We start from the raw sequence: 26,510 nt of genomic DNA, 5'->3' as shown, positions 1-26,510 counted from the left end.
ATTTCTCTAATTTACAAAAAAATATTTTAGCAGTATTTTTGATTTTTCACCCAACAAAAAAGCCACCAAACTGATTTCTTAAACCAGTTTAAGTTTTTCAAAGTCTACAAGTCAGAATTTTGCTCAATATATTAATCAATAAAAATAATTTTATGAGTAACAGATTAAATATTGCAAAAACTGATGCTGCGGCTTACAAGGCAATGCTTGGATTGGCAAATTATCTTCAGAACATTTCGCTAACCCATACTTGGCAGGAATTAATCAAGATAAGAGCTTCACAAATCAACGGTTGTGCACATTGTCTGGATTTGCATACCAGAGATGCCGTAAAACTGGGCGAAAACCCACAACGGATTTATCTTCTTAATGCTTGGCGAGAAGCGCTGGAATTATACTCTTTTGAAGAGCAGGTTATCCTGGAAATAACAGAAGAGATGACATTGATCAACCGGAAAGGCTTATCAGAAGAAACTTATTATAAAGCAAAACAGCTTTTTACGGAAAAACAAATTGCTGAAATTATAATGACTGCAGTTATAATTAATGCTTATAACAGAATCGGGATCAGTACGCTGATGCCAATTTCTAAAGGATAATTAAAAAAGCCACCAATATTGGTGGCTTTCACTATATTAATGATAATTATTTTACCAAAGTTAATTCGCTGATCAATCTTGTTGCACCGGCATATTTGTCAATAATCCAAAGAACGTAACGAACATCGACGTTGATGGTTCTCTGTAATTTTGGTTCGAAAACGATATCGCCGCTCAAAGCTTCGCTGTTCCCGTCGAAAGCAAGACCGATAAGATTCCCATATCCATCAATGATTGGAGAACCTGAGTTTCCACCCGTGATGTCATTATTAGACAAGAAGTTAATTGGCATAAATCCTTCTTTGTCTGCATATTGACCATAATCTTTTTTCTTGGCAAGGTCTAGAACTTTTTTAGGCAGGTCAAACTCTTCGTCCCCTTTTTTGTATTTGGCAACCATACCGTTGATGTCGGTATAATAGTTTTCTTTGATGCCTTTGTAGTTTCTGTCTTCTCTTACAGGAAGTGTTTCAATCGTTCCGTAAGTTAATCTCATGGTAGAGTTGGCATCCGGATAGAATACTTTTTCTGGTTGGGCTTTTCTAAGACCATCTAAGAAAAGTCTGCTGTTTTTAGCAAAATTTTCATCGATTTTGGAATATTTCTCGTTGCTTAATTTTTGGTCTTCAACAATTCCGTTTACGAATTGTCTCAATTTATCAGCATCTATTTTCAATCTGTCAGGATTTTCTACGAAAGCCAAAGCCGATTTTTTATTAGCAAAAATAGAAGAGAATGCCAAAGTCGAAAGGCTGTTCACATCAGCAGCTAAAATTGTTGGAGAAGCAAATTCTTTCGACACCTTTGTTTTGTAAAGATTAGCCAATGAGTTAAGCATTTCTCCTTCTACATTATCGTGGAAACCATCATAAGCTTTTTCTACAGCATCCAGAACTTTTGGCTTCATAGCCGTTTTTCCGGCTTCATCTTGGTCAGCGTAGGTTTTGAAAAGGCTTCCTAATTGATAGGCTGTTGCAATGTAATGTGCATTTCTCTGTAAGATCCCTCCGTAATTACGCTCTACATTCCTTCCGGAGATTTGCTTGTAATAAGTTTGTATTTCCGGTAGAACACCATAATAAGTCTGCTCATTTGGAGACTGAGCGGCCCATTGATTATAGATCTGTTCTGTTTTTTGTTTTTCGGCAACTGTTCCGTTTTTCTTTACTGCATCAATCGTCCCTTGTCTGTTCTTCCAATAATTAGCAACACTTGCGTACTGAGATGCATAATCCAACTGAGTTGCTTTGTCTTTATCCATATATTTTTTCAAAACATCCATAGTCAGTTTAGATGCCTCTACCCAAGCCGGATAATCTTTGTCAACCATTTGCTCGATTCCGTAAGAGGTCAAATAACGGTTGGTTCTTCCTGGATACCCCAGGATCATTGCAAAATCACCTGGTTTATAACCTTTAAGGGAAATTGGTAAGTGGTGCTTTGGTTTCAGTGGAACATTGGTTTCAGAATATTCTGCAGGATTTCCGTTGGCATCAGCATAAGCACGGAAAACCGTGAAATCTGCCGTGTGTCTTGGCCATTCCCAGTTGTCTGTATCGCCACCGAATTTTCCCAATGATGATGGAGGCGCTCCAACCAATCTGATGTCTTTATAATCTTGATATACAAAATAATAGAACTCATTTCCGTTGAAGAAATCTCTTACTACAACAGTGTATTTTCCGTTCTCAGAATTTTCTGTCTGGATAGCTTTGTATTCTGCATCGATAACCGCTTTTCTGTCAGCGGCAGACATATTATTATTAAGTTTTGCATTGATTCTTGCAGAAACGTCATCCATTCTTACAAGGAATCTTACGTAAAGACCTTTAGCATTGAATTCTTCATTCGGTTTCATTGCCCAGAATCCATTCTTCAAGTAATCTTTTTCAGGAGTGGAAGCCGCAGCAACAGCGTCATAACCACAGTGGTGATTGGTAAAGATCAGACCTTGGTCAGAAACCATTTCACCAGTACAGAAACCACCGAAACTTACGATGGCGTCCTTTAAACTGGAATTGTTCACGGAATAAATTTCTTCCGGCGTCAAATGCAGGCCTTCTTTCTGCATATCAACGCCGTTCAGACGTTTTACAAGCATCAGAAGCCACATGCCTTCATCCGCTCTCATCTGAGCATAACCCAAGATCAAGGTCAATACTAAAAATATTTTTTTCATAGAGAATTATTTTAATGGGGCTAATTTAATCATTATTTTATATCTAAGTGGTACGAATTTGGCTAAGAGATTAGGCAAAGTTCAAAGTATGAAATTTCTACAGTCAATCGGTATTCTATCATTAATATTACTTCTTACAGTTTCTTGTAAATCATCAAATAATTCTATGTCAGGAATGCAGAATCTTCACAAAAAATGGATGCTCGTTGAATACAAAGATTTTACTAAGGAAGAGTTGACAAAACTGGAAGCTAATGTTGATTTGACGAAAAATCCCGAATCGCCGAATCGTTACACTGCGAAAATGGGATGTAATGGAATGTTTTTCACGGCGGAATTTAATAATGGAAAAGCAAAATTTTCTGGTGTTGGTTCTACAATGATGTACTGTGACGGAAGAATGAGGTTGGAAGAATTATTCGGAAAAGATTTACCAAATATGAATCAGTACATAATCGAAGGACATTTCTTAACTTTAACGGATGGAAAATCAACAATGAAGTTTGTGGCTGCAGATTGGGATTAAGAAATTAATGATGAATTATAAATTATAGTCATTTGCGACTTAAAATATTGAATTTTTAAAAAACTTGCGCCTTTGCGATAAAAAATAATACAATCAATAATATAAATCCAAAACAAAATTTATTATGAAAAGAAGTGCAAAAGCAGTCTGGAAAGGAACAGTAAAAGACGGGAGCGGTGTTTTAACGACTCAAAGTACAACACTTGACGAAACACAATATTCTTTCAAAAGCAGATTCGAGGAAGGTGTTGGGACCAATCCGGAAGAATTGTTGGCAGCAGCCCATGCAGGTTGTTTTACAATGAAGACTTCGGCTTTGTTGACAGAAGCTGGTTATAATCCGGAAACTTTGGAGACCGATTGCAAAATCAGTTTGGTAGACGGAAAAATTACTTTATCAGAATTGACATTGACTGCAAAAATCCCTGGAATCTCAGAAGATGATTTCCAGAAAATTGCAAAAGATGCCAAGGAAAATTGTCCTGTAAGTCAAGCTTTCAGTTTTGAGAAAACATTGACAGCAACTTTGGTTAGCTAAATACTAATATTTGATCAAAAAATTATTGAGACTTTCTGAATTGGAGAGTCTCAGTTTTTTTCTAAGTCTGGACCTCGCAACTACAATGCTGTGCGGACTTTGGTGTGTAATGTCGGAAATTTCTTTTGAGGATAAATTAAGTTTGAGAAAAGCGCAGAGCCTCAATTCATTCTTGGTCAGATCAGGAAACTCGCTGAGTAATTTCTTATAGAAACCCTCCTCAGTTTCCATAAAAATCTTTTCAAATTCTGCCTTCCCAAAACTTTTGGAACTTTTTCTAAGGTCAGCTAAGATATTAGAGATTTTATTGTCAGATGTTTCTGTTCCGGAATTCAGTTCGCTCAACTCTTTTTGAGTGGATTGGAGAACCTCGGAAGTTTGCAGCATTTGGATGGCGCTATTTGTCAGTTCTTTATTTTTCTCTTCTAATTTCTTGGCCAATAATTCGTTTTCAGCAACTCTTTTGGCAGTTTTATTTTTCTGTAATTGGAATAACAAAAAGATGATAACCGAGAAAGACAAGAGCAGAACGATTCCAAAAATAAAGAATCGCTCTCTTTTGGTTTGAGAAGCTAAAAGCTCATTTTGCGTCATTTTTTCATTAAACTCGATTTCCAAGCGGTTAACTTTCTTTTCATTTTCCTGATTGATGGAAGCTTCGGATAAAGATTTTGCGGTGTGCAGGTATTGCAGAGCATTTTTGTAATCCTTTTCTTTTTCGAATAGTTTTACTAAACTTTCTGATGAATAAAGCTTGATGTCGGAAAAACTACTCTTGTCAGCGATATTATAGGCGTTTTTCAAATAATATAATGCAGAGTCCCGGTTATTCAGATTATCGAGATTGATTTTTCCAAGAATATTATAAAGGCTTGCTATATCGTAGGGTGATTTGATCTTCTTCGCTAAAGTGATGCCTTGTCTCAAATTTTCTACGGCAGTGTCGGTTTCTTTTAATTTCAGATTTACATTGGCAATATTCTCATAAGCCATAATAATATTAAGCGTGTCTTTTGAGGCCGTATTCCGATTCTTGAATTCCTTCAACATTTCCAGTGCTCTTGCATAATTTCCTTGTTCTTTTTCCAAAACTGCGAGATTGTTGTAAATAATAGAACCTTCTACAGATTTGTCACTCGCTTTGCTGTTTTCAAAATTTTTAAGTGATTGTTCCCAAAATTGTCGTGCTTTCTTATAATTTCCCATTAGGTAATAACAACCTCCAATGTTGTTCAGAATAGAGTAAGAGTCGCGGGACTCTATTTTGTTGTTGATCTCTAATCCTTTGTAATAATAATTAAGTGCCTGATAATAAGATTCTTGGTCTTTGTATGTGTTTCCCGCTGTAACGTAAAGGCTGATTTTTGTACTGTCGGCCAATTTGTTTTCCAGTTTAAGAGCTTCTTGCAGATAGCTCATCGCTTTTGTTCTGTTGGTCTGCATATAATCCACCGTCTGCTTCAGAAGAGTAGAAGCATACTTATCCGGGTCTTTGGAAAGACTGGTCTGGCCGGAACTCAGTACTAAGCTAAAAGCAAAAAATAAACAAAAAATCCAACGCATTTTCAGAAATATGACCCGAAGATAGGAAGAATAATTTTCAAAAAAAACTACTTTTTTAATTAATTGATTTTCAGAATTTTAATTGATTTGTATATATAATGTTACCTTTGCTTTTTTGTTAGTAGTCATATTGTTATCTCAACAAATGTCCAAAATCTTTGATGATATTCTAATATTGTCTCAATAATTATAAAATATTTTTAAAATGAATGTGAAATTACTATTTAAGTGCCTGTTTCTATTTATGTTCAGCATAACTAGTGCGCAGCAGATTACATTGGATACTTCTTTGGTTTCCGATGAACCAAATACAATTGAAGAATTCTGGTATTGGTCAGGCGGATTTCCGGTGTTAGGTTCCGGATTTACACCTAATTCTACAGTAACGGTTTTTGATACCGATCCAAATGGAAAGAGATGGAGGGACTTTACGGGAACTGTAGATTCTCAGGGTAAATTTTCTGTGCAAATAAGTGCTAAAATGATCCGTTCTCTGAAAGGCGCTCATACAGTGAAAGCTACAGACGGAGAAGGAAAAACGGCAAATGCTACACTACAGGTTGTTGCAAATGAAAATGAGGTAATAGAAGCTTCTGTTTCCAATAAAATATTGACAATGGCGCAGTTCTTTGACTTTGGGATAAAACTCCACGCTACCAATATTGAACCGAACGCACAAGTCGTGGTTCATATTTTCTCTCCCAACGAATCTGGTTCCGGTATTACTGGACAATATTATGCAGATGCCAACGGAAACTTTGATATCGTTTTCAATGGAAATACTCCAACTTATCCTTGGGGTGATACCATGCCTGATATCGCAGGCACATGGAGGATCAATGTAGAGCAATTCGAAACTAGTTTCTACGGTACAACAGAATTTCGGGTATTGCCAGACAATCCTAGTCCACAGTCGTATGATTTAATTTCTAATGTGGACAATGGTATTCCGTCAACACCAATAACGCGCTTCGAAGTGAATGGCGTGGGCTACAATTCAGATCCGAACAGTTCTGCTTTCTACGAAGATATGACAGACAAAGTGTTCAGTTTACAGGCGGGACAAACTTACAATGTGAAAATTAAAGGTAAAAATCGTGTTGATTATGCGCCGGATACTTATACCCTTTTCGTTGACTGGAATCACAACGGTATTCTGGATGAAAGCAACGAAATCGTCAGTGAAGGTTATCTTTTCGGATCTTCGGGTGTGGATGATAAATTTACGCAATTCCCAATAACAGTTCCGCAAAATGCGATCAACGGAAATACAAGGATAAGGGTGCTGAAAATGCAATCAGCTACAGAGTATTCTATGTTTTGGCCTATTGGTGCTTCAGGGTATTATTACAATTCCGGGCAGGCAGAAGATTACACTTTGAATATCTCTGGTGGTATTGCAGATCCAGGATGTGACTTTAGCTGTCCTTCAGATATTAATGCCAATACAATTCCAGGAGGAGAAACTGCAGTCGTGAATTATAGTTTACCATTCAATTGCGGTTCTCAAGGAAGCTCCAGTTGTGGAATAGATTATCCGGGAAATAATTATGAGAACTGGATGCCTGCTTCAAACTTCAATACCGTAGCTAACGACTTTGTGATTCCTGCTGGGAAAACTTTGAAAATCGATAAAGTTATTCCTCATTTGATTAGATTCTCTTACGGAGCAACTGTTGCATTCTATAAAGATAATAATGGCAAACCGGGAGAATTGATCATGAATTATGCTGCGCCAACGATCGAATCACAAAATGAGATAGGAAGTACTACTGGTGGAACAGCATATGAAACGGTTATCAAATTGCCAGAAGTATTAGAATTGACATCGGGGAAATATTGGGTTGCCATTAATATGCAGGGCCCGTTGGTTTCTTGGGAAATAAAATCGGCTTTATCAAACGGAACCACTGCATTTACAACAGGTGACGGACTGAACTGGACAGCAAAAGAAGGTTTTGATGGTGTTTTCAAAGTGAGTTATGTCTGTGAGACTCCAGAACCGCAAGTTGTTTTGGTTCAGGGATTAGAATCGGGAGTTGCGTTCCCTGAAGGCAATACTGTTGTTGTCCATAATCTGGTATATGAGGGCGCTGTTATAGATACTTGTGTATTTAACGTACACGTTGATAAGATCCTTGGGACAACGGAAACCTCTAAAAATCAAATTTCTTTCTATCCAAATCCGGTAAAAGATATTTTGAAAATTTCAAACATCAAGGATATTAACAACATAAATGTTTACGATATGTCGGGTAAGGAAGTTTTTGCAAAAGAATTGCATCAAAAAGATGCTGAAATCAACCTTTCCAAACTGGCTTCCGGAATTTATATTATGAAAGTAGGCAGCGGAAATGAAGTGAGGGCTTTCAAGCTTATCAAAAAATAAAAATCTTCATAATTGTGCTTTTGGGTCGTTCCTTTTTGGAGCGGCCTTTTTTTTGCAGACAAGATTTATTGTTACATAGAGGTCTTCATTATTATCAGACTTAAACTTTTGTTTTTTTGATAAAAAATAGTATCTTGTCAAAATCAGAAATTATAATTTTTAAATGTTAGAAAAAAAAGAACATCAGTATGAACAAGCGGTTTTGGTGGGCTTAATTACCCAAAATCAAAGCGAAGATAAACTGATAGAATATATGGACGAACTGGAGTTTCTGGCTTTCACAGCAGGCGCTACGGTTGCCAAACGTTTTACCCAAAGATTGACCCAGCCAGATTCCAAAACATTCGTAGGAAAAGGAAAAATGGAGGAGATCCGTGACTATGCGAAAGAACATAATATCGGAACGGTCATTTTCGATGATGAATTGTCACCTTCCCAATTGAAAAACCTGGAGCGAGAAATGGAAGTCAAAATCCTTGACAGAACCAATCTGATCCTAGATATTTTTGCCCAAAGAGCTCAGACTTCCTATGCAAGAACGCAGGTAGAATTGGCTCAGTATCAATATCTTTTGCCGAGATTGACCAGGATGTGGACCCACCTTGAGAGACAAAAAGGGGGAATAGGGATGCGTGGACCTGGAGAAACGGAGATCGAAACCGATAGAAGGATTATCCGTGACCGGATCACTTTGTTGAAAGACAAATTGAAAGTTATCGACAAACAAATGGGAACGCAGCGTAACAACCGTGGAAAAATGGTGCGTGTTGCACTCGTTGGTTACACAAATGTGGGAAAATCAACCTTGATGAATGCTTTGTCAAAATCCGATGTTTTCGCTGAAAATAAATTGTTTGCAACGCTGGACACAACGGTTCGTAAGGTTGTGATTGGAAATCTTCCCTTCCTTTTGACGGACACCGTTGGATTCATCAGAAAGTTGCCGACGCAATTGGTGGAAAGTTTCAAATCAACTTTGGATGAGGTGCGTGAAGCCGATTTGTTGATTCATGTGGTTGACATTTCGCACGAAAGTTTTGAAGACCATATTAATTCTGTGAATGAAATCCTTCAGGAAATCGATGCGCATCAGAAACCCATGATTATGGTTTTCAACAAAATTGATGATTTCAGTTACGAGAAAAAGGATGAAGATGATTTGACGCCTGGTTCCAACAAAAATATTTCTTTGGAAGAATGGAAAAGAACTTGGATGGCGAAGTCCAAATTTCCAACGGTTTTCATTTCTGCCTTAACGAAAGAGAATTTCCCAGAGATGAAGAAGATGATTTACGATGAGGTTCACAGGATTCATATTTCCCGTTTCCCTTACAACGATTTGCTGTTCGAATATTTTGAGGATGAAGAGGAAAATTAATGAATAGAATCTTCTTGTTTTTCTTTTTGCTGATTTCGATTTTGGGGTTTTCTCAAAAATCAAGGATTGATTTGGATCAAATCAAGAAAGAAATTACCGACAAAGAATCGGATCATTTCTATGAAAAAATGGTCTTCAAATTCCAGGCTCTTCCCAAATCGATTGACAGTCTGGAAGCGCAACATTTATATTATGGAAGGTTGTTTCTAGATAAAACTGTTTCTACAAGTGACGAAAATTTCAAAAAAATACTGAAAGATCTCCATAAGCAGAAGTATGAAGAAACAGCAGAAAAAACGAAAAACCTGTTATCAAAAGACCCTACCAATCTGGACTTGCTGATGATAATGCTGCAATGTTATGACAAGCAGAAAGATCTCAAGAATTTCTCCTATTATTACGGTCAATTCCAATTGCTGACAAGAGCGATTTTTGATTCCGGGGATGGAAAGAATGAAGAATCTGCCTATCTCGTCAATTCTGTTGGTGACGAATATATTCTGCTCAACATTATTCGGTTCCCAATGGGAGCCAAAAGGTCTTCCCAGCCTACAGAAGGGGGAATGTTTGATATTTGGGAAAATAACAATACAAAAACTTACATCAAAGTAATCTATAATGACTTTTAACTAGGTCAAAAATCTATATAAAATAAATAAAATGGAGTTATATTACTCATTTTCAGTTCTTATCGTTTTAGCCTCATTATTCGCATATATCAATTATAGAGTTCTAAAGCTGCCAAGTACAATCGGAATAATGGTCATCGCCATTATCGTTTCTGTAACCTTGGTAGCATCAGGCGAAAATTTCTTACCAAAAACCACCAGTCATTTGACCGAGTTAGTCCACAACTTCGATTTTACCGAAGTTCTGATGGGAGCAATGCTTAACTTCCTGCTTTTTGCAGGAGGAATCCATATTAATATCAAAGATTTAAAAGAACAATTCGGTCCGGTTGTAATGTTTTCAACCGTCGGCGTTATTATTTCAACATTTGCGGTAGGATTTGGTGTGTATTATCTTCTGCCTTTGGTTGGTATTCAGATGCCGTTGATTTATTGTCTCGTTTTTGGGGCACTGATTTCACCTACCGACCCAGTGGCGGTTCTCAGTATTTTGAAGCAGGCGAATGTTTCAAAATCCTTGGAAACCAAAGTGGCTGGAGAATCCCTTTTCAATGATGGGATGGCGGTTGTGGTTTTTACCGTGGTTTTACAATTGGCAATCGGAAAAGAAATTGATTTGAATGTCGAAAACATTGGGCTTTTATTACTGCGAGAAGCAGGCGGAGGATTGCTTTTAGGTGTTCTTCTGGGATTATCGGCTTCTAGAGCAATGAGGATGGTAGATGACTATATTATTTCTGTATTGATCACGTTATCAGTTGTTATGGGTGGTTATCTGATTGCACACGAAATGCACATTTCAGCACCTTTGGCGATGGTTGCAGCGGGATTATTTATGGGGAATTTCAGTGAAAGCTTCAAAATGAAATCAGAAACGCAGGATTATCTCATCAAATTCTGGGAACTGATCGATGAAATAATGAACGCTGTTCTGTTCCTTTTTATCGGTTTTGAATTGCTGCTAATCAAAGACTTAAATGAATATCTTGTTGCCGGTGGAATTTGTATTTTAATTGTTCTTTTAGCGCGTTGGATTGCGATTTTTGTTCCAACGAAGTTTATGGCTTTCAAATATCGATTCAGTCCGCAGACGGTGAAGGTCTTGGTTTGGGGAGGAATTCGTGGTGGAGTTTCCATTGCATTAGCTTTGTCCATACCTGTGAATGAGTACAGTCAAATTATCATCAGTATTACTTATTGTGTGGTTGTGTTTTCAATTATAGTTCAGGGATTGACGATTGCGAAAGTTGCCAATCCTAAAAAGATTGCAACCGAAGAAAAAATCATTGAACAAACTCTTGAAGAGACGCATTAATTTGAAATAAAAAAAATTAAAAAACCACATAGACATATAGAAAAACAAATTATTTATTTTGAAAAAGTTAAAATAGAAACAAATGTCTAACTATTTTATCTTGAAAATTGACAAAAACTATGTGCCTATGTGGTTAATTATCACTAGAAGCCAAAAATTATATAATGAAGGTTATCGATATAAAAAACTGGAAAAGAAAAGAACATTTTGAGTTCTTTTCCGGAATGAAAAGTCCTTATTTTGGGATTGTTACAGAAGTTGATTGTACAGAGACTTATCGATTGGCAAAAGATAACAATGAATCTTTTTTCGCGCATTATCTTCATAAATCAATGAAAGCAATTAATTCTGTTGAGGAATTTGGTTATAGGATTGTAAATGATGAAGTTATAGCGTTTGATATCGTTCACGTTGGTTCTACAATTGCCAGAAACGATGGAACGTTTGGCTTCTCTTATTTCGAATATTCTGATGATTTTCAAATCTTTAATCAAAATCTCCAAAAAGAAATTAATGAGGTTCAAAATTCAACTGGTTTAAGAATCAGAAACGAAGAACTTCCACCAAATCATATCCGGCATTCCACAATGCCCTGGACGCATTTTACAGGTTTACTTCATCCAACAGATTTCGACCCAAAAGAATCTATTCCAAAAATTGTTTTTGGAAAATTCTCTGAGAAAAATGGAAGAAAAATGTTACCGGTCTCTGTAGAAGGGCATCACGGTTTGATGGATGGTTTTCATCTGGCTAAATATCTTGAAGAGTTTCAGAATCAGTTAAATTTAAAATAATTTATAAATGATGAAAAATCTGTTTTGCCTTTTTAATTTGTTGATTTTTGGATTTGTTTTTTCTCAAAATCAATTGTCTCAAAATCAAAAAATTGATTCCATTATAATTGGAAATCAAACTTTTGAAGCTTACAAAGCCAATATTGTAGAGTATGGAATAAAACCTATGAAGGTTGCATATCCGAATGCTCCGAAGGAGTTTTGGGATGAAATTGATTCAAAGCTAACTGATGCGGAAATCTTAACTCAAATTCGTGCGGTTTATAAGGAATTCTTTACTGATAATGAGATTAATGAACTTTATAAATTTATAACTTCTCCATCGTACAAAAAATACACTTCTGATTATGGAAACATTCAAGGGAAAATTCAAGAGAAATTCTTTTGGATAGGAGAAAAACTAAGTAAGCTGGAAACGGAATTATCTAATAAAGAATTATCTTCAAAATTTGATTCTAATGATTTTGTTCCCGTAAAAACCAATCTTCAAGATGGATTTTACGAAGTTTTGAATGATGAAACGAAAGATGCTTCTAAGATGAGATTTTCTAAAACACCATCAATTTCTTTGAAAAATGTCTCAATTGCAAAGGGAAATTTGGATGGTCTTAACCGACTTATCATTAATCTAGAATTAGATGAAGAAGGCTCGGCTTTATTTCATCTTTTGAGTTTTAAAAATAGAGGGAAACCAATTGCAATTGTTGTTAATAAAAAAATAATTTCTGCACCAGTTGTGATGGATGCTATTACAAATGGTAAGGTTCAAATCTCTGGAAAATTCAGTGCTGAAGAAGTTAAAGAAATTACGAATAAACTGAATTTAAAATGAAATTAGTTGATGATATAAAACAAGCTCTCGAAATTCTCTCAATTCCCGAAAAGGCAGAATTCTTCCCAAAATTTTTCAAAACTGGAAAAGGTGAATATGGTGAAGGCGATTTGTTTATTGGTGTGAGTGTTCCAGACCAAAGAAGTATTGCAAAAGAGTTTTATAATAAAATTTCTCTTGATGAGCTCAGTAAACTTTTATCTTCAAAAATTCACGAACATCGTTTGACAGCTTTGCTCATTTTGGTTTATAAATTTGAAAAAACAAAAGATAAAATTCAACAAAAAGAAATCATCGATTTTTATCTGAATCATACAAAACATATCAATAATTGGGATTTGGTAGATACGTCTTGTTACAAGATTTTAGGCCGATATTGTTTTGAAAATCAAGATTCTAAAATCTTAGAAAAATTATCGAATTCCAAAAATATATGGGAGATGCGAATGGCGATTGTAGGCACAATGCATCACATCAAAAAAGGACAATTTGAATTAACCAAAACCTTCGTTCTTAAAAACCTGAAACATCCGCACGATTTGATGCACAAAGCCAACGGCTGGCTTCTCCGGGAAATGGGAAAAATGAACGAAACCGAATTGCTGGATTTTCTCAATTTACATTACAAAGAAATGCCAAGAACTTGTCTCCGATATGCTATTGAAAAACTGGATGGGGAACTTCGGCAAGATTATTTAAAAGGAAGAATCTAATGGATTGTTTTTGGCTGAGACCGTTTTTGCATTATTTTTTACACTTTGGTTTTCCCGTTGTGCTGGCTTTCCTGTTTTTTAGAAAAGATTGGAAAAAAGCTTATTTCATAATGTTGGCGACCATGTTGGTAGATGCGGATCATTTGCTCAGCACACCGATTTTTTCATCGGACAGATGCAGTATCAATTTTCATCCGCTTCACACGTATTGGGCAATTGGCGTTTATTTTCTGTTATTATTTTTTAGAGGAATTCCGAGGATTATAGGCGTTGGATTATTGTTTCATATGTTGACAGACTGGATAGACTGTCAGTTGCATCATCTTGGATTTTAGAGAGGATTTTCGGAGATCTGACGACTATTCCTTCCTGGCATTCGCCATTTTATGATTCATAATTCTGGCAATGTTCAGGGCTCGGTTAATCGCATTTTCTGCATTTTCCCCGTCAAAGTTTTCGTGAACTGTTTTTTCCCAGATCTGCAGCCAGCGATTAAAATGTCTCTCTTCCAAAGCCGATACTTCATTGATTGGAAAATGTTTCGCCATGGGATGACCTTCGTAAACAGGATTTCCTAACAGAATACTTTCCCAGAAATTATACATTTTCGGAAGGTGTTTGCTGAGGTCAATCTTTGCAACATCTGTGAAGAAAAATCCGATCACATCATCTTTTATCACTTTGTTATAGAATTTGTTGACCAGTAATTCTACGTCTTCACGATTTGTAATATCTTTCATTTTACAAAATTATGGGTTTTATATCAAGTTGAAAATAAGATTATTATCAGTTTTTGTATCTTTGGTAAAAGCATAATTATGTTGACATTTACAGTTTTGCCAATCTTAGTGGTCATTGGTTTTATTTCGGTTACGCTTTATAAGCATTTTTATAAAAAGAATAGACAAGACATGAAAGCATCATTTCTGTTTGTGTTTTTTTTCTCTGCAATTTGGGGAGGATTATATTATTTAGTATTTTCTTGAGAAAACGGCTAATTTTGCACTTATGTCAAAATTCAGTTTTTCCAGATTAAAAGCAATCAAAGACACAGGTTTTGGAGATAATTTTTCTGGTAGATTTATTAATAAAGACGGCTATCCGAACATAAAAAAGAAAGGCGTTAACATCCTGAACCGTTACAGTTGGTATCACACGATGCTGAATCTCAAAAGATGGCAGTTTATTGGACTTTTGGTTGGAAGCTATATCGTTGTGAATTTTATTTTTGCTTTGATTTATTATTCTATTGGAATCGAACATCTTACCGGCGTCGACAAAAGTAATTTCCAAAATGAATTTACAGATGTTTTCTTTTTCAGTTCCCAGACATTTACTACGGTTGGTTACGGACGGATTGCGCCAGTTGGTTTCCTGGCTAGTTTGGTGGCAACTTTTGAAGCTTTCTTAGGATTGTTAGCATTTGCGATCGCAACCGGACTTTTTTACGGGCGCTTTTCCCGCCCACGTGCATTTCTGCAATTTAGTGATATTGCCTTAATTTCCCCTTACAAAGATAAATCCGGACTGATGTTCCGTATGGCGCCATTCAAAAATACATCGCTTACAGATGCGAGTATTACAGTTTTGGCTTCCTTTGAAATTACAGAAAATGGAGAAACAAAAAGTTCGTTTTACACCTTGAAATTAGAAGTCGCAAAAATTACTTCATTAATTCTGAATTGGACAATTGTACATTATATAGATGAAGAATCTCCTTTTTATAGCCTGACGCAGGAAGATCTTAAAAATATTGATATTGAGATTATAGTTCATGTCAAGGCATTTGACAGCATATTTTCCAGCGATGTGGTACAGAGAACAAGTTATACCTCAGACGAAATCATTTATGGTGCAAAATTTGAAAAAATGTATGGCCCGGATTCTACTAATCGATTTACAGTCCTGAACCTGGATTTGATTAATAGTACTTTTCCGGCATCATTACCAGAAATTTCGTAATTATGGATCTCGAATTTTATAAAAAGCAGGCTCAGCAAAAGCAGAAAGACCACAAAAAGTTTTTGGAAGGACTCAAAAAGAAACCGCCAAAGAACCTGGATTATTTGGTCTTAGAAAAACATGAAGAAACTTTTGAAGAAATCGATTGTCTCAGCTGTGCGAATTGCTGTAAAACCACAGGTCCGCTTTACACAGAAAAAGACATTGAAAGAATCTCCAAGCATCTTCGGATGAAACAAGCTGATTTTGAGTCTAAATTTCTGCGAGTTGATGAAGATAACGATAAAGTTCTCCAAAACTTACCTTGCTTTTTCCTGAATGATGACAATACTTGTTCAATTTACGACGTTCGTCCAAAAGCTTGCAGAGAATATCCTCACACAGACCGGAAGAAAATCTATCAAATCAATAATCTCACGATTAAGAACACTTTGATTTGCCCCGCAACTTATGTCTTCGTAGAAAAACTGAGAAAAGTTTTGGATAAGTAAGTTATATTAAAGTTTTCCCAAAAATCTTATAATTTCCAAATTTAACATAATATTGGTGTAATGTTTGAATTTCATAATGTACACTAAATAAAAATATTATGAAAAAGTTAATAGCAGGCGGCTTGATAATTTTCGGAGCAATGTTTGTTACTGCGCAGGTAACACCGCCACAAGACACAACAAGAACCAAAACGGAGAAGAAGATGAATAAAACAACTCCGGAAACTGTTCAGCCCAACGGAATGAACAGAACGATTGATACGACTACAATTCAGGATAAATCCAAAAAAATGGAGGACAAGAATAGAAAAAGACTTGAACCTCGAAAGGATGGATTGAACAACGAAGCAGTGAAACCAACACAACCTGCACCAGGACAAGTAGAATAAAAAAGGAGCAAATTAATTTGCTCCTTTTTGTTTATGGTTTCCATTCAACCACAGCTTTTATAAAAGCTTCGGCATTTTCAACCGGAATATTTGGTAAAATCCCGTGTCCGAGATTGACGACGTATTTGTCTTTTCCAAAACGGTTTATCATTTCGTGAACCATTTTTCTGATCGTTTCCGGCTTCGAGTGCAATCTCGACGGGTCAAAATTCCCTTGCAAAGTCACAGCATTATTCGTGAATTGCCTTGCTAATTCCGGAGTAATTGTCCAATCGACACCAACTGCAGAAGCTTTAGATTTCGTCATATCTTCCAAAGCAAACCAACAGCCTTTCCCGAACACCACAACGTGCGTTAATGGCGCCAAAGCTTCAACAATCTGATTGATATATTGCCAGGAAAATTCCTGATAATCAGCCGGTGAAAGCATTCCACCCCAAGAATCGAAAACCTGAACTGCAGAAACACCTTTTTCCACTTTTCGTTTCAAATAGGCAATTGTCGTGTCCGTGATTTTTTGCAATAATCTGTGCGCCGCTTCCGTTTGCAAGAAGCAAAAAGACTTCGCAATATTGAAATCCTTAGAACCTCTTCCCTCGATACAATAACAGAAAATCGTCCAAGGCGAACCGGCAAAACCAATCAACGGAATCTCATTGTCCAACTTTTCCAAAGTCATTTCTATAGCATCAAAAACGTAACCTAACGTGTCGTTTACATCTGGAATGATTACGTTATCAACTTGTTCAGCAGTTCTGATAGGTTCGTCCAGCCAAGGTCCAACAGATTCTTTCATTTTGAAATCGATTCCCATTGCCTGAGGAACCACCAAAATATCGGAGAACAGAATCGCCGCATCCAAAGGAAATCTTCTGATCGGCTGAACCGTGATTTCCGAAGCCAATTCCGGCGTCTGACATCTTGTGAAAAAATCGTATTTGTCGCGCAAAGCGATGAATTCCGGCAGGTATCTTCCCGCTTGTCTCATCATCCAGACTGGCGGTCTTTCCACGGTTTCTCCGCGAAGCGCCTTTAAGTATAGGTCGTTTTTAATCATTTTATATATTATTTTGGGCGCCTTTATCCGCCTTCCGCTCCCAATCTTTTCACTTCACTTCGTTGCGTAAAAAGGATTTCCGCTCAAGTCGGGGCGCGCTTCGCAAAATACAACTTTAGCCTTTCAAATTAACGTTTTCAGAAAGTTGAACTTGCCTTTGAAATCAAATTTAAAATATCAGCCAGCGTATTTTTTGAACTTGTAATTATTTTATTATCAGTTAGTTTTTCCAATTCGGAGGTCGTTGTTTTTCCAATTGAAAAAATCTTCATATTCTCTAAATTATTAAACTTTGCAAAACTACGAACTCCACTCGGACTGAAGAAAACTATCGCCTGATATTTCTCATCGATTTTTGGGTAAAGTAGTTCAGTCCTATAAACAGGGATTTTTCTATAAGAAATATTTTGCAAGGGCAATTTCTCATCCAGAATATCAATTGCAATATTGCCACAAAAATGCAGGAACTTTTCGTTCACAGAATTTTCTGTTATGAAATTTGAAAGTTCATTAGCGTTCTTACAAAGTTTGAAAGTCCCGAAATTATGTTTCCTAAGTTCTTTTTTTGTCTGCGAACCAACAGCGTATATTTTATTATAATTCTTCGGTTCTGCGAAATTTTCATTTGCTGAAAATCCATTCTCAAAAAAGGCTTTCACGCCATTTATACTTGTGAAAATGAGTGAATTGTTTTTTAAACCGAAAGTTTTAGTTTTTATAAATTCAGTATGGATAACTTCTACAAAATCAACCAAAAAATCAGCTCCCAATTTCTCAGAAACCTTTTTTCTGTCCAGTGATTTTGTAAAAAGGATTTTCATATTTATAAAGTCTTCGAGAGCCTCAGACTGACGATGGTAAAATTAAAACATTATTTTGTCATTCCGTAGGAACCCCGACAGCTAAGTTTAGATTCCTACGGAATGACAAACAGAACGTAGAAAGTATTTACTATTAAAGACTTTTTTGGATTTCCTCCATCAATTCCCTGCCTCCGTTTTCCAAAACCTTCAAAGCAATTTTGTCTCCAAAGTTCTCAGAATCGTTCCAGTCAAAAATCTCATCAGTTTCGATGCAGTTTTTTCCATCAAGAGAACAAAGTCTTCCTTGAAATCTGATTTGCCCATCAAGCATTTCTGCTTTTGCACCAATCGGAGCAGTACATCCACCTTCCAACGTTTTCAGGAATTCTCTTTCTATGGTTACACAAATCTCAGTTTCTTTATGAGAAATCGATTTTAGAGATTCGTTCAATTCTGCATTATCAGACAAACTTGCAATTGCAACAACCCCTTGCGAAGGTGCTTGCAATAAAAACGGGATTTGTTCATAATTAATATCCAGGTCCATTCTTTTGATTCCGGCCAAAGAAAATATTGTGGCATCGGCAATTCCTTCATCCAGCTTTTTCAAACGTGTCTGAACATTTCCTCGGATGTCTGTAAATTCAGTTTCAGGAAATTCTTTCAACCAAAAGGCACGTCTTCTCAAACTGCTGGTCGCAATTTTAAGTACTTCCAAATCCAAAGGCTCAGCATCATTATTTCTAACCAAAACATCTTCCGGAAAATCTCTTTCCAAAACTGCAGAAATCTGAATGTTTTCAGGTAATTGAGTCGGAACATCTTTCAGAGAATGGACAGCAATATCAATTTCCTTATTTAATAAAGCAATATCCAAATCTTTTGTGAAAACGCCGGTAATCCCTAATGCATAAAGTGGTTGGTCAAGATTTTTGTCTCCGGAACTTACGATAGGAACAATCTCTGTTTTGAAACCAAGACCTTGTAATTTTGATTCAACTTCGTGGGCCTGCCAAAGTGCAAGCGGACTATTTCTCGTTCCTATTCTTATTTTGTTCATCGGATTCTTGTTTATGGATGTCCAGGATATCCTCCATTATTTTTGTGATTTCGTTCGCGCGCGACGGATTTTCCAGAATATATTTAGCAAAACGGTTCGTGATTTTTTGAACCAAGTTATTAGATAATTCCATATCCTCAATTTTTGCGTAATGGAATTTCTTATGGATGTTGTGCATCTCGATTTCCTCAATCTGTTTCAAAGAATTTTTGAACTGATTGATTTGTGGTGCCAACTTCCTTTTCTTTTCCCAATCTACAAATTCCTTCGCCATTTCTTTGATGATGCCTTCTGCCTTTGGAATTTCCTTTTTTCGCTGCTCCATGGTTGCTTTGATGGTTTGCGAAAGTTGGTCAACATCGATCAATGTTACGTTTTCCCAATTTCCGATTTCTTTCTGAACATTATTCGGAATCGATAGATCAATGACAAGCATTTCTTTATCTTTTGGAAAATTGGATTCGTCAATAATATATTTCTGGGCACCTGTTGCCACAATCAGAACATCGGTCTGCTTCAGTTCTTCTGGAAACAGATTGAAATCGATTTGCGGAATACTATATTTATCAGCAATTTTTTCGGCTTTTTCAAAAGAACGGTTGGCAATTTTGATTTTCGGCTGATAGATATGTTTTACAAGATTTTCGATCGTATTCTGTCCGATTTCTCCAACGCCCAAAAGAAGAATATTCTTCTCGTGAATATGTCTCGTATTATTCAATATATAATGAACTGCCGCATAAGAGACCGAAGCGGAACCTGTACTGATTCCGGTTTCATTCTTGATTCTTTTTGAAATCTGAATCGATGAATTAATGGCTCTTTCCAAATAAGGATTAGAAAAATCTTTATATTTTTTGAATCGGTGGTACGCGTTCTTGATTTGAGAAACAATCTCAAAATCACCGATGATCTGGCTTTCCAAACCTGCCGCGACACGGAAAAGGTGGAAAAGTGCATCTTCCCTCTGCAGGACATTCACATATTTTAAAAACTCTGAAAGAGAAACACCGACTGTGTTACAATAAAGTTCGGCAATGTGAAGATAATTTTTAGTCGTAGAATAAATTTCGGTTCTGTTGCAAGTGGAAACCACGAAAGCATCGCCGTAATCCTGCTCGTGGATCTGGTTGACAAATGACTTGACGTGTTCATCGAAGAAAGCAAATTTTCCACGCGTTTCTGCATCGGCTTTTTCATAGCTAATGCTTAGAACGGCGAAATCAGAAGTTTGATGAAATTTATTTTTTAGGCTCATTTTCAGTTTGCAAATTTACAATTTTTAAAACTAAGACTGTTTCTGAATATCATTTTGGAAAATTGATAAAATCTATAAGTTTTCTGAAAATTATAAACAGATTTCCAACAATATATTTCTCTTTTTGAAGTTTTAATATGATAGGTTTGTTTGAACCTGAATTTTGGAATTTTTAGTAATTATTCGATATGAAATTTTAAGGAAATTTTAACCAAAATATTTTTAATTCAATCTATAGAATAAGTCTAAATTCCTATCTTTGTCAACTTAACAATTATTGAACGGAAATGGGTATATTGGATATGTTTACGCAAGAGATTGCGATTGACTTGGGTACAGCGAATACGCTAATCATACATAACAACAAAATCGTTGTAGACCAGCCTTCTATCGTGGCGATAGAGCGCTCGTCCGGCAAACCGATCGCTGTTGGGGAACAGGCAAAACATATGCAAGGGAAGACCCATGAGGATATCAAAACAGTTCGCCCGTTGAAGGATGGTGTGATTGCAGATTTCCACGCTTCCGAACATATGATCAAGGAATTTATCAAGCAGATCCCGGGTATCAAAGGAAAGCTTTTTCAACCCGCACTCAGAATTGTTATTTGTATCCCGTCCGGAATTACCGAAGTTGAAAAAAGAGCGGTAAGAGATTCTGCCCAAAAGGTAAATGCGAAAGAGGTTCGTTTGATTTATGAACCAATGGCTGCTGCAATAGGAGTTGGTATTGATGTTCAGAAACCGGAAGGTAATATGATTATCGACATAGGTGGTGGTACAACAGAAATTGCTGTAGTGGCGCTTGGCGGAATCGTTTGTGACAAATCTGTAAAAATTGCAGGTGATGTTTTCACCAATGATATTGCTTACTATCTTAGAACGCATCATAATTTATATATCGGGGAAAGAACGGCGGAGAGAATCAAATTAGAGGTTGGTTCAGCTGTTGAAGAACTGGACGTTCCGATTGATGATATTCCTGTACAAGGCCGTGATTTGATTACCGGGAAGCCAAAAGAGATTATGGTCAATTATAAAGAAATTGCCAAAGCGCTTGATAAATCAATCATCAGAATCGAGGACGCCGTAATGGAAACTCTTTCTTTGACTCCTCCTGAATTGGCAGCGGATATCTACAAAACCGGAATTTATCTTGCTGGTGGTGGCGCTCTTTTGAGAGGTTTGGCAGACAGACTTCACAGAAAAACCGGACTTCCTGTTTTCGTGGCAGAAGACCCATTGAGAGCGGTTGTAAGAGGAACAGGGATTGCTCTTAAAAATATGGATAAATTCAATTTCCTTATCAAATAATAATTTTTTCGAGGTCTTTTTTTAGATGGGTGCTTTGCTGAGATTTTTTTCCAAGAATGCATTATTTGTGTTCTTCATATTCCTGCAATTGGTTGCAATTGTACTGATATTCAGCAAAAATGCTATGCAGCAAAGTTTCCTGGCAGCAAAAACGGCGGCTTTCAATTCTTGGGTTTCCGGTTATATCGATGAGGGAACTTCTTACTTGAAATTAAAACAAATCAATGAAGACCTTATTGTTCAGAATAAAGCTTTGATGAAAGAACTTTACGGAAAAGAAAAGCTGGACAAGCCAGTTTTCCGAAGAGTTTATGATACGATCGGAGGTGGACAGATTTATACTTTCGTTGACGGAGAAGTTGTTTACAATACTATCAACAGAAAAGATAATTATTTCACAATTAACAGGGGACGTCTGCAAGGCGTAAGTTCTAAAATGGGTGTTATTGCACCTCGAGGAATTGCCGGAATCGTTATCAATACAACAGATAATTATTCTTTGGTTCAGTCGGTTTTGAGTACCAATAAAATCAAAATCAGTGCATCGCTTAAAAAGTCAGGATATTTTGGGACACTTTCCTGGAAAGGAGATGATACCAGAACGATGACGCTTTCTGATATCCCGAAATATGTTCCGCTAAAAGTTGGAGATACGGTTGTAACAGACGGGAAATCCTCAATTTTCCCAGCAGGAATTCCGGTGGGAACAGTTGCCGGTTATCAGGTTGACAGCAAGACAGGATTCTGGGACGTTTCTGTAGAACTTAGCGAGAAAATCGGAAAGCTGAGTACGGTTTATGTTGTAAGAAATCTTAAAAAATCGGAGGTTCAGAAAATAGATGATACTTTAAAGGCTCAAATTAAAAAAGATGGTCAGTAGAAACATTGCATCAGACTTGCTTTTAATAGCAATACTTACAGCTTTTCAGGTTTTTATCCTGAACAGGATTGCTTTGTTTGGGCAATACATTCCGGTGCTTTATCCTGTATTTGTAATGTTCTATCCGTTTTTTCGAAATCAATTTCAGTTTTTAGGATTGAGCTTTTTATTAGGATTATGTGTGGACGCATTTTTGGGAACTTGGGGTATCAATGCTTTTGCGACGACAGTTATCGCTTACTTTAGGACAATCATATTCAGAACATCAACGGATACGACTACGGATTTCTTTTCTTTCCAAAGTATCCAGTGGACACAGTTCATATTTTTTATCATCACCAGTATTTTTATCCATCAATTTTTGGTACAGTACATCGAGTTTTTTAAATTCGATAGATTTTTTGAAATTTTATTTAATGTAATAGTAACCAGTATAATCTCGTTTGTATTTATATTAGCCTATACATTAGCATTTAAAATCAAGCAAAAAGTCTGAAAATCGAAAAATGTGTATAAAAAACCAAACTATATTTTCTTTGACATTGAGGTTGCATATGTCCTCTAAAAAATAGAAAAGCACATATGAAATCACAGTATCTCAAAATCATTCTCGCACTTTCCATCATTGCATTAATTTTTATTGCAAGGCTTTCCTATCTGCAATTGTTTACTGACAGATATGCGCTTAATGCTGCCAATACCTCAATCAAAATCGAATATGTAATCCCACCAAGGGGTGTCATCTTTGATAGAAACGGTAAAATCCTTGTAGGGAATCAGCCGGCGTTTGAGATTTCATATACAGCGGCACTTCTTAAACCTGATTTTGATACACTTGGTTTTTGTAAATTGATTAATATCTCAAAGCCGGATTTCATCAAAACGATGAAAAACATTGAGAAAGAAAAATATTATTCCAAGTTGACGCCAATGACTTTTATGAAAAATCTAAGTCGTGAAGAAATGGCGAGGATTCAGGAATTGATTTTCAAATATCCGGCATTTTCAATTGTTCCGCGTCCGCAGAGACAATATGAAATCAATACTTCCGGAAATCTTTTGGGTTATACCAATCAGGTGAATGATAATGATATTAAGAAAGATTCTTTATATTATTTACCTGGAGATATTGTCGGGAAAAGCGGGATAGAAAAAGCTTACGAAAAAGAGCTCAGAGGTGAAAAAGGAATGAAATATATCCAGAAAGATATTCGCCAGAGAAGCATTGGTTCTTACAAAAACGGAGAGCTTGACAAAGAAGTTGTAACCGGAAAAGACCTGACTTTGACCATCGATTACGATTTGCAAAGAATGGCGGAGGAAATGTTAGTTAATAAACACGGTGCAATCGTAGCATTAGACCCAAACAATGGCGAAATCCTGACAATGGCAACCGGCCCGGACATCGATCCGAATCTTTTTACAGGACCAAACAAATCCAGAAATCTCTACAAACTTGCTAACGATACGATTTTCGAAAACAAGCCAACCTTTGACCGCTCTGTTCAGGCAGCTTATCCACCGGGTTCTACTTTCAAATTGTTGACAGCTCTAGCGGCAATGGAAATGGGTGTGATGACGGATAAAACAATTTTCCCTTGTGGAAGAGGTTTCTTTTATCGTGGGAAAAGCATCAAGGGGCACGGTGGCGCAGATCCACTGATTCCATCGATTCAGGTTTCTAGTAACTGTTATTTCACTTATGCCTATATATCAATCATAAAAAAATATCCGGGAAACCCATCAAAAGGGGTAGATGAATGGAAAAAGATCATCAATAGTTTTGGCGTTGGGGAATTCCTTAATAACGATTTGGCGGTCGGTGCAAAAGGTAGAATCCCATCAGGAGAATTCTATGAAAAAAGAATGAAATCTATTTATAAAGCCAGCGGTTCTAAACGGACAGATTATAAAAACTGGGACGAGATGCCAACTGGAGCCATATATAATGGTATGGGACAAGGAGATGTACTTTTGACACCGATGCAAATGGCCAATTTTGTAGCAGCTATTGCAAACAAAGGCTGGTATTATACACCACACGTTGTAAAATCTATCGATGGAAAACCAAATCCCGACCCAAGATTCAAGAAAAAACATATGACATTGGTTCAGAATCCTCATTTCTACAATGTTGTTCTTCAAGGTATGGAGGCCGTAATGTTGAGAGGAACGGGAAGAAGCTTGCTTTCTAAAGATTTCACACAATTGGCGAAAACAGGTACAGCTCAGGTGCCGCAAGGAAAAGATAATTCGATTTTTGTTTTGATTGCACCTGCGGATAAGCCGAAGATTGTTGTTGCGGCCGTTATGGAGCACGCAGGATTTGGAGCAACTTGGGCAGGTCCGGCTTGTACGACCATTGCCGAAAAATATATCACTGGGGAACTGAAAAGGGAAAATCTTTACAAAAAAATGATTACCTCGAGTTTTATGCCCGAGTATAAACGACAGTACATTTCTGAAATGAAACGAAAAGGGTGGTACAAAGAACCGCCTAAAGATTCAGCTCAGTTGAAGAGAATAAAAGACAGCTTACAAGCCATCCAAGAAAAAAAATTAAAGAAAGACAGTTCAAAAGTTAAACCTCTAAAATCCAAAGTAAAATGAAGTGGGCAGAAGGGATTGATAAATTAGGAATAACGCTATATGTTCTGTTATGTGTCTTTGCAATTCTTAACATTTATAGTGTAAAAGCAGAGTTGGGGCAAAAGCAGTTGATATTCTTCGGAATTTCTTGCTTCATTGGGATGATTATATTCTTTATGAGAACCAAGTTCTTCGAGAATATGTCTGCGATCATTTATGTTGGAGGAGTTTTGCTTTTAATTGGATTATTTCCCTTCGGAACAGAAATCCTTGGTCAGAAAAACTGGTACAAATTCGGTGGATTCACGATGCAGCCTGTAGAGTTTGCAAAGATTGGAACAGCTCTTATGCTGGCAAATTATGTTTCCAATCCGGATTTTAATCTCAAGAATAAGAAAGTACTCTATACATCTTTGGCAATTGTTGCAATTCCTGGAGTCGTCGTTCTAATGATTCCGGATGTCGGTTCATTATTGGTATTTTTCGCTTTTTTAATGGCACTTTATAGAGAGGGACTTTCGGGTTGGTTATTTGGTGTGATCTTCACCTTTGCTGCCGTTTTTCTCATCTCGATTGCGGTCAATCCGTTATATGTTGTGATTGCAATTCTTATCATTGCGGCTATTTTTGTTTTTTTCAACTTTTACACGATTCAAGGAAATGTCATGTATATTGTTGCGATTGTTTTTACAGTCGGGATCCTTAGTGCATTGTCTTATGGGTCACCTTACATTTTAACCAAACTTCCAAAGCACCAGCGCGAAAGAGTTGAGGTTTTATACAAAGGGGAAAAAGCCTTCCGGGATACTTCAGGCTATAACTTGCTGTATTCTAAAACGGCAATTGGTTCTGGCGGATTGAAAGGAAAAGGATATAAGCAAGGTTCGGTAACACAAGGTAAGTTCGTTCCGGAGCAGGAGACCGATTATATTTTTTGTACCGTTGGAGAAGAATGGGGTTTTCTTGGTAGCACGATCTTGATTCTCTGCTATGCGGTTTTCATTGGCAGGATCTACTATCTGTCAGAAAATCAAAAATCAACATTCAATCGGGTTTTTGGCTATTGTTTTGCATCTATTTTATTAATACACTTTTCCATCAATCTTGGGATGGTAATGGGACTTTTCCCGACTGTTGGGATTCCTTTGCCGTTTTTCAGTTACGGTGGAAGTTCGCTCCTGGCCTTCTCGATAATGACCTTTATTTTCTTCAAGTTGAACTATGCAGACAAAAACAGCCTTGTATAAAACGAA

The 26,510-nt window shown here is 36.7% G+C and carries 26 protein-coding genes; 19 read left to right on the top strand and 7 right to left on the bottom strand.

Annotated features, from left to right (window positions below):
* Positions 1 to 152: 152 nt before the first annotated feature.
* Positions 153 to 599 carry a carboxymuconolactone decarboxylase family protein gene (locus tag BLT30_RS10540; protein ID WP_089873496.1) on the top strand — a complete coding sequence of 149 codons (447 nt, stop codon included), beginning with the start codon at positions 153 to 155 and terminating at the stop codon, positions 597 to 599.
* 46 nt (positions 600 to 645) lie between these two features.
* Here the strand turns inward: BLT30_RS10540 and BLT30_RS10535 are convergent, their stop codons facing one another.
* Complete coding sequence (locus BLT30_RS10535) at positions 646 to 2,778, bottom strand: S46 family peptidase (protein WP_089873495.1); 2,133 nt, start codon at positions 2,776 to 2,778, stop codon at positions 646 to 648.
* A gap of 88 nt (positions 2,779 to 2,866) precedes the next feature.
* Between BLT30_RS10535 and BLT30_RS10530 the strand changes: the two genes are divergently transcribed.
* Positions 2,867 to 3,304 (top strand): META domain-containing protein, encoded by a 438-nt coding sequence (locus BLT30_RS10530; protein ID WP_089873494.1) that lies wholly within the window; start codon positions 2,867 to 2,869, stop codon positions 3,302 to 3,304.
* Between the two features lie 124 nt (positions 3,305 to 3,428).
* Positions 3,429 to 3,842: an OsmC family protein gene (locus BLT30_RS10525; protein ID WP_089873493.1), complete on the top strand. Its 414-nt coding sequence runs from the start codon at positions 3,429 to 3,431 to the stop codon at positions 3,840 to 3,842.
* A gap of 3 nt (positions 3,843 to 3,845) precedes the next feature.
* Here BLT30_RS10525 and BLT30_RS10520 read toward each other — a convergent pair whose 3' ends face one another.
* Complete coding sequence (locus BLT30_RS10520) at positions 3,846 to 5,405, bottom strand: tetratricopeptide repeat protein (RefSeq protein ID WP_089873492.1); 1,560 nt, start codon at positions 5,403 to 5,405, stop codon at positions 3,846 to 3,848.
* Between the two features lie 244 nt (positions 5,406 to 5,649).
* Between BLT30_RS10520 and BLT30_RS10515 the strand changes: the two genes are divergently transcribed.
* The 8 genes from BLT30_RS10515 (at position 5,650) to BLT30_RS10480 (ending at position 13,790) form a co-directional block, all read left to right on the top strand.
* A complete protein-coding gene (locus tag BLT30_RS10515) occupies positions 5,650 to 7,794 on the top strand; it encodes a T9SS type A sorting domain-containing protein (RefSeq protein ID WP_175487175.1) in 2,145 nt (714 codons plus the stop codon).
* A 163-nt stretch (positions 7,795 to 7,957) separates the two neighbouring features.
* The gene (gene hflX, locus BLT30_RS10510) at positions 7,958 to 9,172 is read left to right on the top strand and encodes a GTPase HflX (protein ID WP_027383120.1); all 1,215 of its coding nucleotides are present in this window, start codon (positions 7,958 to 7,960) and stop codon (positions 9,170 to 9,172) included.
* Entirely contained in the window at positions 9,172 to 9,801 is a 630-nt protein-coding gene (locus tag BLT30_RS10505) for a DUF4919 domain-containing protein (protein WP_089873490.1), read from the top strand. Before hflX ends, BLT30_RS10505 begins: the two co-directional genes overlap by 1 nt.
* Positions 9,802 to 9,832: 31 nt before the next feature.
* Complete coding sequence (locus tag BLT30_RS10500) at positions 9,833 to 11,116, top strand: cation:proton antiporter (protein WP_089873489.1); 1,284 nt, start codon at positions 9,833 to 9,835, stop codon at positions 11,114 to 11,116.
* A gap of 164 nt (positions 11,117 to 11,280) precedes the next feature.
* A complete protein-coding gene (locus BLT30_RS10495) occupies positions 11,281 to 11,910 on the top strand; it encodes a chloramphenicol acetyltransferase (protein WP_089873488.1) in 630 nt (209 codons plus the stop codon).
* A 7-nt stretch (positions 11,911 to 11,917) separates the two neighbouring features.
* Positions 11,918 to 12,742, top strand: a complete 825-nt coding sequence (locus BLT30_RS10490; RefSeq protein WP_089873487.1) for a SecDF P1 head subdomain-containing protein — start codon at positions 11,918 to 11,920, stop codon at positions 12,740 to 12,742.
* Complete coding sequence (locus BLT30_RS10485) at positions 12,739 to 13,455, top strand: DNA alkylation repair protein (RefSeq protein WP_089873486.1); 717 nt, start codon at positions 12,739 to 12,741, stop codon at positions 13,453 to 13,455. Before BLT30_RS10490 ends, BLT30_RS10485 begins: the two co-directional genes overlap by 4 nt.
* Complete coding sequence (locus BLT30_RS10480) at positions 13,455 to 13,790, top strand: DUF6122 family protein (protein WP_089873485.1); 336 nt, start codon at positions 13,455 to 13,457, stop codon at positions 13,788 to 13,790. The genes BLT30_RS10485 and BLT30_RS10480 overlap by 1 nt, the downstream gene beginning before the upstream one ends.
* 24 nt (positions 13,791 to 13,814) lie before the next feature.
* Here the strand turns inward: BLT30_RS10480 and BLT30_RS10475 are convergent, their stop codons facing one another.
* Positions 13,815 to 14,195: a group III truncated hemoglobin gene (locus tag BLT30_RS10475; protein WP_089873484.1), complete on the bottom strand. Its 381-nt coding sequence runs from the start codon at positions 14,193 to 14,195 to the stop codon at positions 13,815 to 13,817.
* A 268-nt stretch (positions 14,196 to 14,463) separates the two neighbouring features.
* Here BLT30_RS10475 and BLT30_RS10470 point away from each other — a divergent pair, with 268 nt between their 5' ends.
* From BLT30_RS10470 to BLT30_RS10460, 3 genes are all read left to right on the top strand, one after another.
* The gene (locus BLT30_RS10470) at positions 14,464 to 15,417 is read left to right on the top strand and encodes an ion channel (protein ID WP_089873483.1); all 954 of its coding nucleotides are present in this window, start codon (positions 14,464 to 14,466) and stop codon (positions 15,415 to 15,417) included.
* Between the two features lie 2 nt (positions 15,418 to 15,419).
* Positions 15,420 to 15,908 (top strand): YkgJ family cysteine cluster protein, encoded by a 489-nt coding sequence (locus tag BLT30_RS10465; protein WP_089873482.1) that lies wholly within the window; start codon positions 15,420 to 15,422, stop codon positions 15,906 to 15,908.
* A gap of 98 nt (positions 15,909 to 16,006) precedes the next feature.
* Positions 16,007 to 16,297 carry a hypothetical protein gene (locus tag BLT30_RS10460; protein WP_089873481.1) on the top strand — a complete coding sequence of 97 codons (291 nt, stop codon included), beginning with the start codon at positions 16,007 to 16,009 and terminating at the stop codon, positions 16,295 to 16,297.
* 31 nt (positions 16,298 to 16,328) lie between these two features.
* On the opposite strand, the gene hemE is transcribed toward BLT30_RS10460, so the two are convergent.
* The 4 genes from hemE to hemA all read right to left on the bottom strand — a co-directional run bounded on the left by hemE (position 16,329) and on the right by hemA (position 20,475).
* Positions 16,329 to 17,354 carry a uroporphyrinogen decarboxylase gene (hemE, locus tag BLT30_RS10455; RefSeq protein ID WP_089873480.1) on the bottom strand — a complete coding sequence of 342 codons (1,026 nt, stop codon included), beginning with the start codon at positions 17,352 to 17,354 and terminating at the stop codon, positions 16,329 to 16,331.
* A 137-nt stretch (positions 17,355 to 17,491) separates the two neighbouring features.
* Positions 17,492 to 18,175, bottom strand: a complete 684-nt coding sequence (locus BLT30_RS10450; protein ID WP_089873479.1) for a uroporphyrinogen-III synthase — start codon at positions 18,173 to 18,175, stop codon at positions 17,492 to 17,494.
* A gap of 133 nt (positions 18,176 to 18,308) precedes the next feature.
* Complete coding sequence (gene hemC, locus BLT30_RS10445; protein WP_089873478.1) at positions 18,309 to 19,217, bottom strand: hydroxymethylbilane synthase; 909 nt, start codon at positions 19,215 to 19,217, stop codon at positions 18,309 to 18,311.
* Entirely contained in the window at positions 19,186 to 20,475 is a 1,290-nt protein-coding gene (hemA, locus tag BLT30_RS10440; RefSeq protein WP_089873477.1) for a glutamyl-tRNA reductase, read from the bottom strand. The genes hemC and hemA overlap by 32 nt, the downstream gene beginning before the upstream one ends.
* A gap of 287 nt (positions 20,476 to 20,762) precedes the next feature.
* Here hemA and BLT30_RS10435 point away from each other — a divergent pair, with 287 nt between their 5' ends.
* The 5 genes from BLT30_RS10435 (at position 20,763) to rodA (ending at position 26,504) form a co-directional block, all read left to right on the top strand.
* Entirely contained in the window at positions 20,763 to 21,788 is a 1,026-nt protein-coding gene (locus tag BLT30_RS10435; protein WP_027383133.1) for a rod shape-determining protein, read from the top strand.
* A 25-nt stretch (positions 21,789 to 21,813) separates the two neighbouring features.
* Positions 21,814 to 22,668 carry a rod shape-determining protein MreC gene (mreC, locus tag BLT30_RS10430; RefSeq protein WP_089873476.1) on the top strand — a complete coding sequence of 285 codons (855 nt, stop codon included), beginning with the start codon at positions 21,814 to 21,816 and terminating at the stop codon, positions 22,666 to 22,668.
* On the top strand, positions 22,658 to 23,164 hold the full coding sequence (locus BLT30_RS10425) for a hypothetical protein (RefSeq protein ID WP_027383135.1): 507 nt from the start codon (positions 22,658 to 22,660) through the stop codon (positions 23,162 to 23,164). Before mreC ends, BLT30_RS10425 begins: the two co-directional genes overlap by 11 nt.
* A gap of 86 nt (positions 23,165 to 23,250) precedes the next feature.
* The gene (locus tag BLT30_RS10420; protein WP_089873475.1) at positions 23,251 to 25,278 is read left to right on the top strand and encodes a peptidoglycan D,D-transpeptidase FtsI family protein; all 2,028 of its coding nucleotides are present in this window, start codon (positions 23,251 to 23,253) and stop codon (positions 25,276 to 25,278) included.
* Positions 25,275 to 26,504: a rod shape-determining protein RodA gene (rodA, locus tag BLT30_RS10415; RefSeq protein WP_089873474.1), complete on the top strand. Its 1,230-nt coding sequence runs from the start codon at positions 25,275 to 25,277 to the stop codon at positions 26,502 to 26,504. Before BLT30_RS10420 ends, rodA begins: the two co-directional genes overlap by 4 nt.
* Positions 26,505 to 26,510 lie beyond the last annotated feature (6 nt).

The organism is Epilithonimonas hungarica, from assembly GCF_900102265.1.
Lineage (GTDB): Bacteria > Bacteroidota > Bacteroidia > Flavobacteriales > Weeksellaceae > Epilithonimonas > Epilithonimonas hungarica.
Note: the sequence above shows the minus strand (reverse complement) of the source record. Positions and strands in the feature narration are given on the sequence as shown.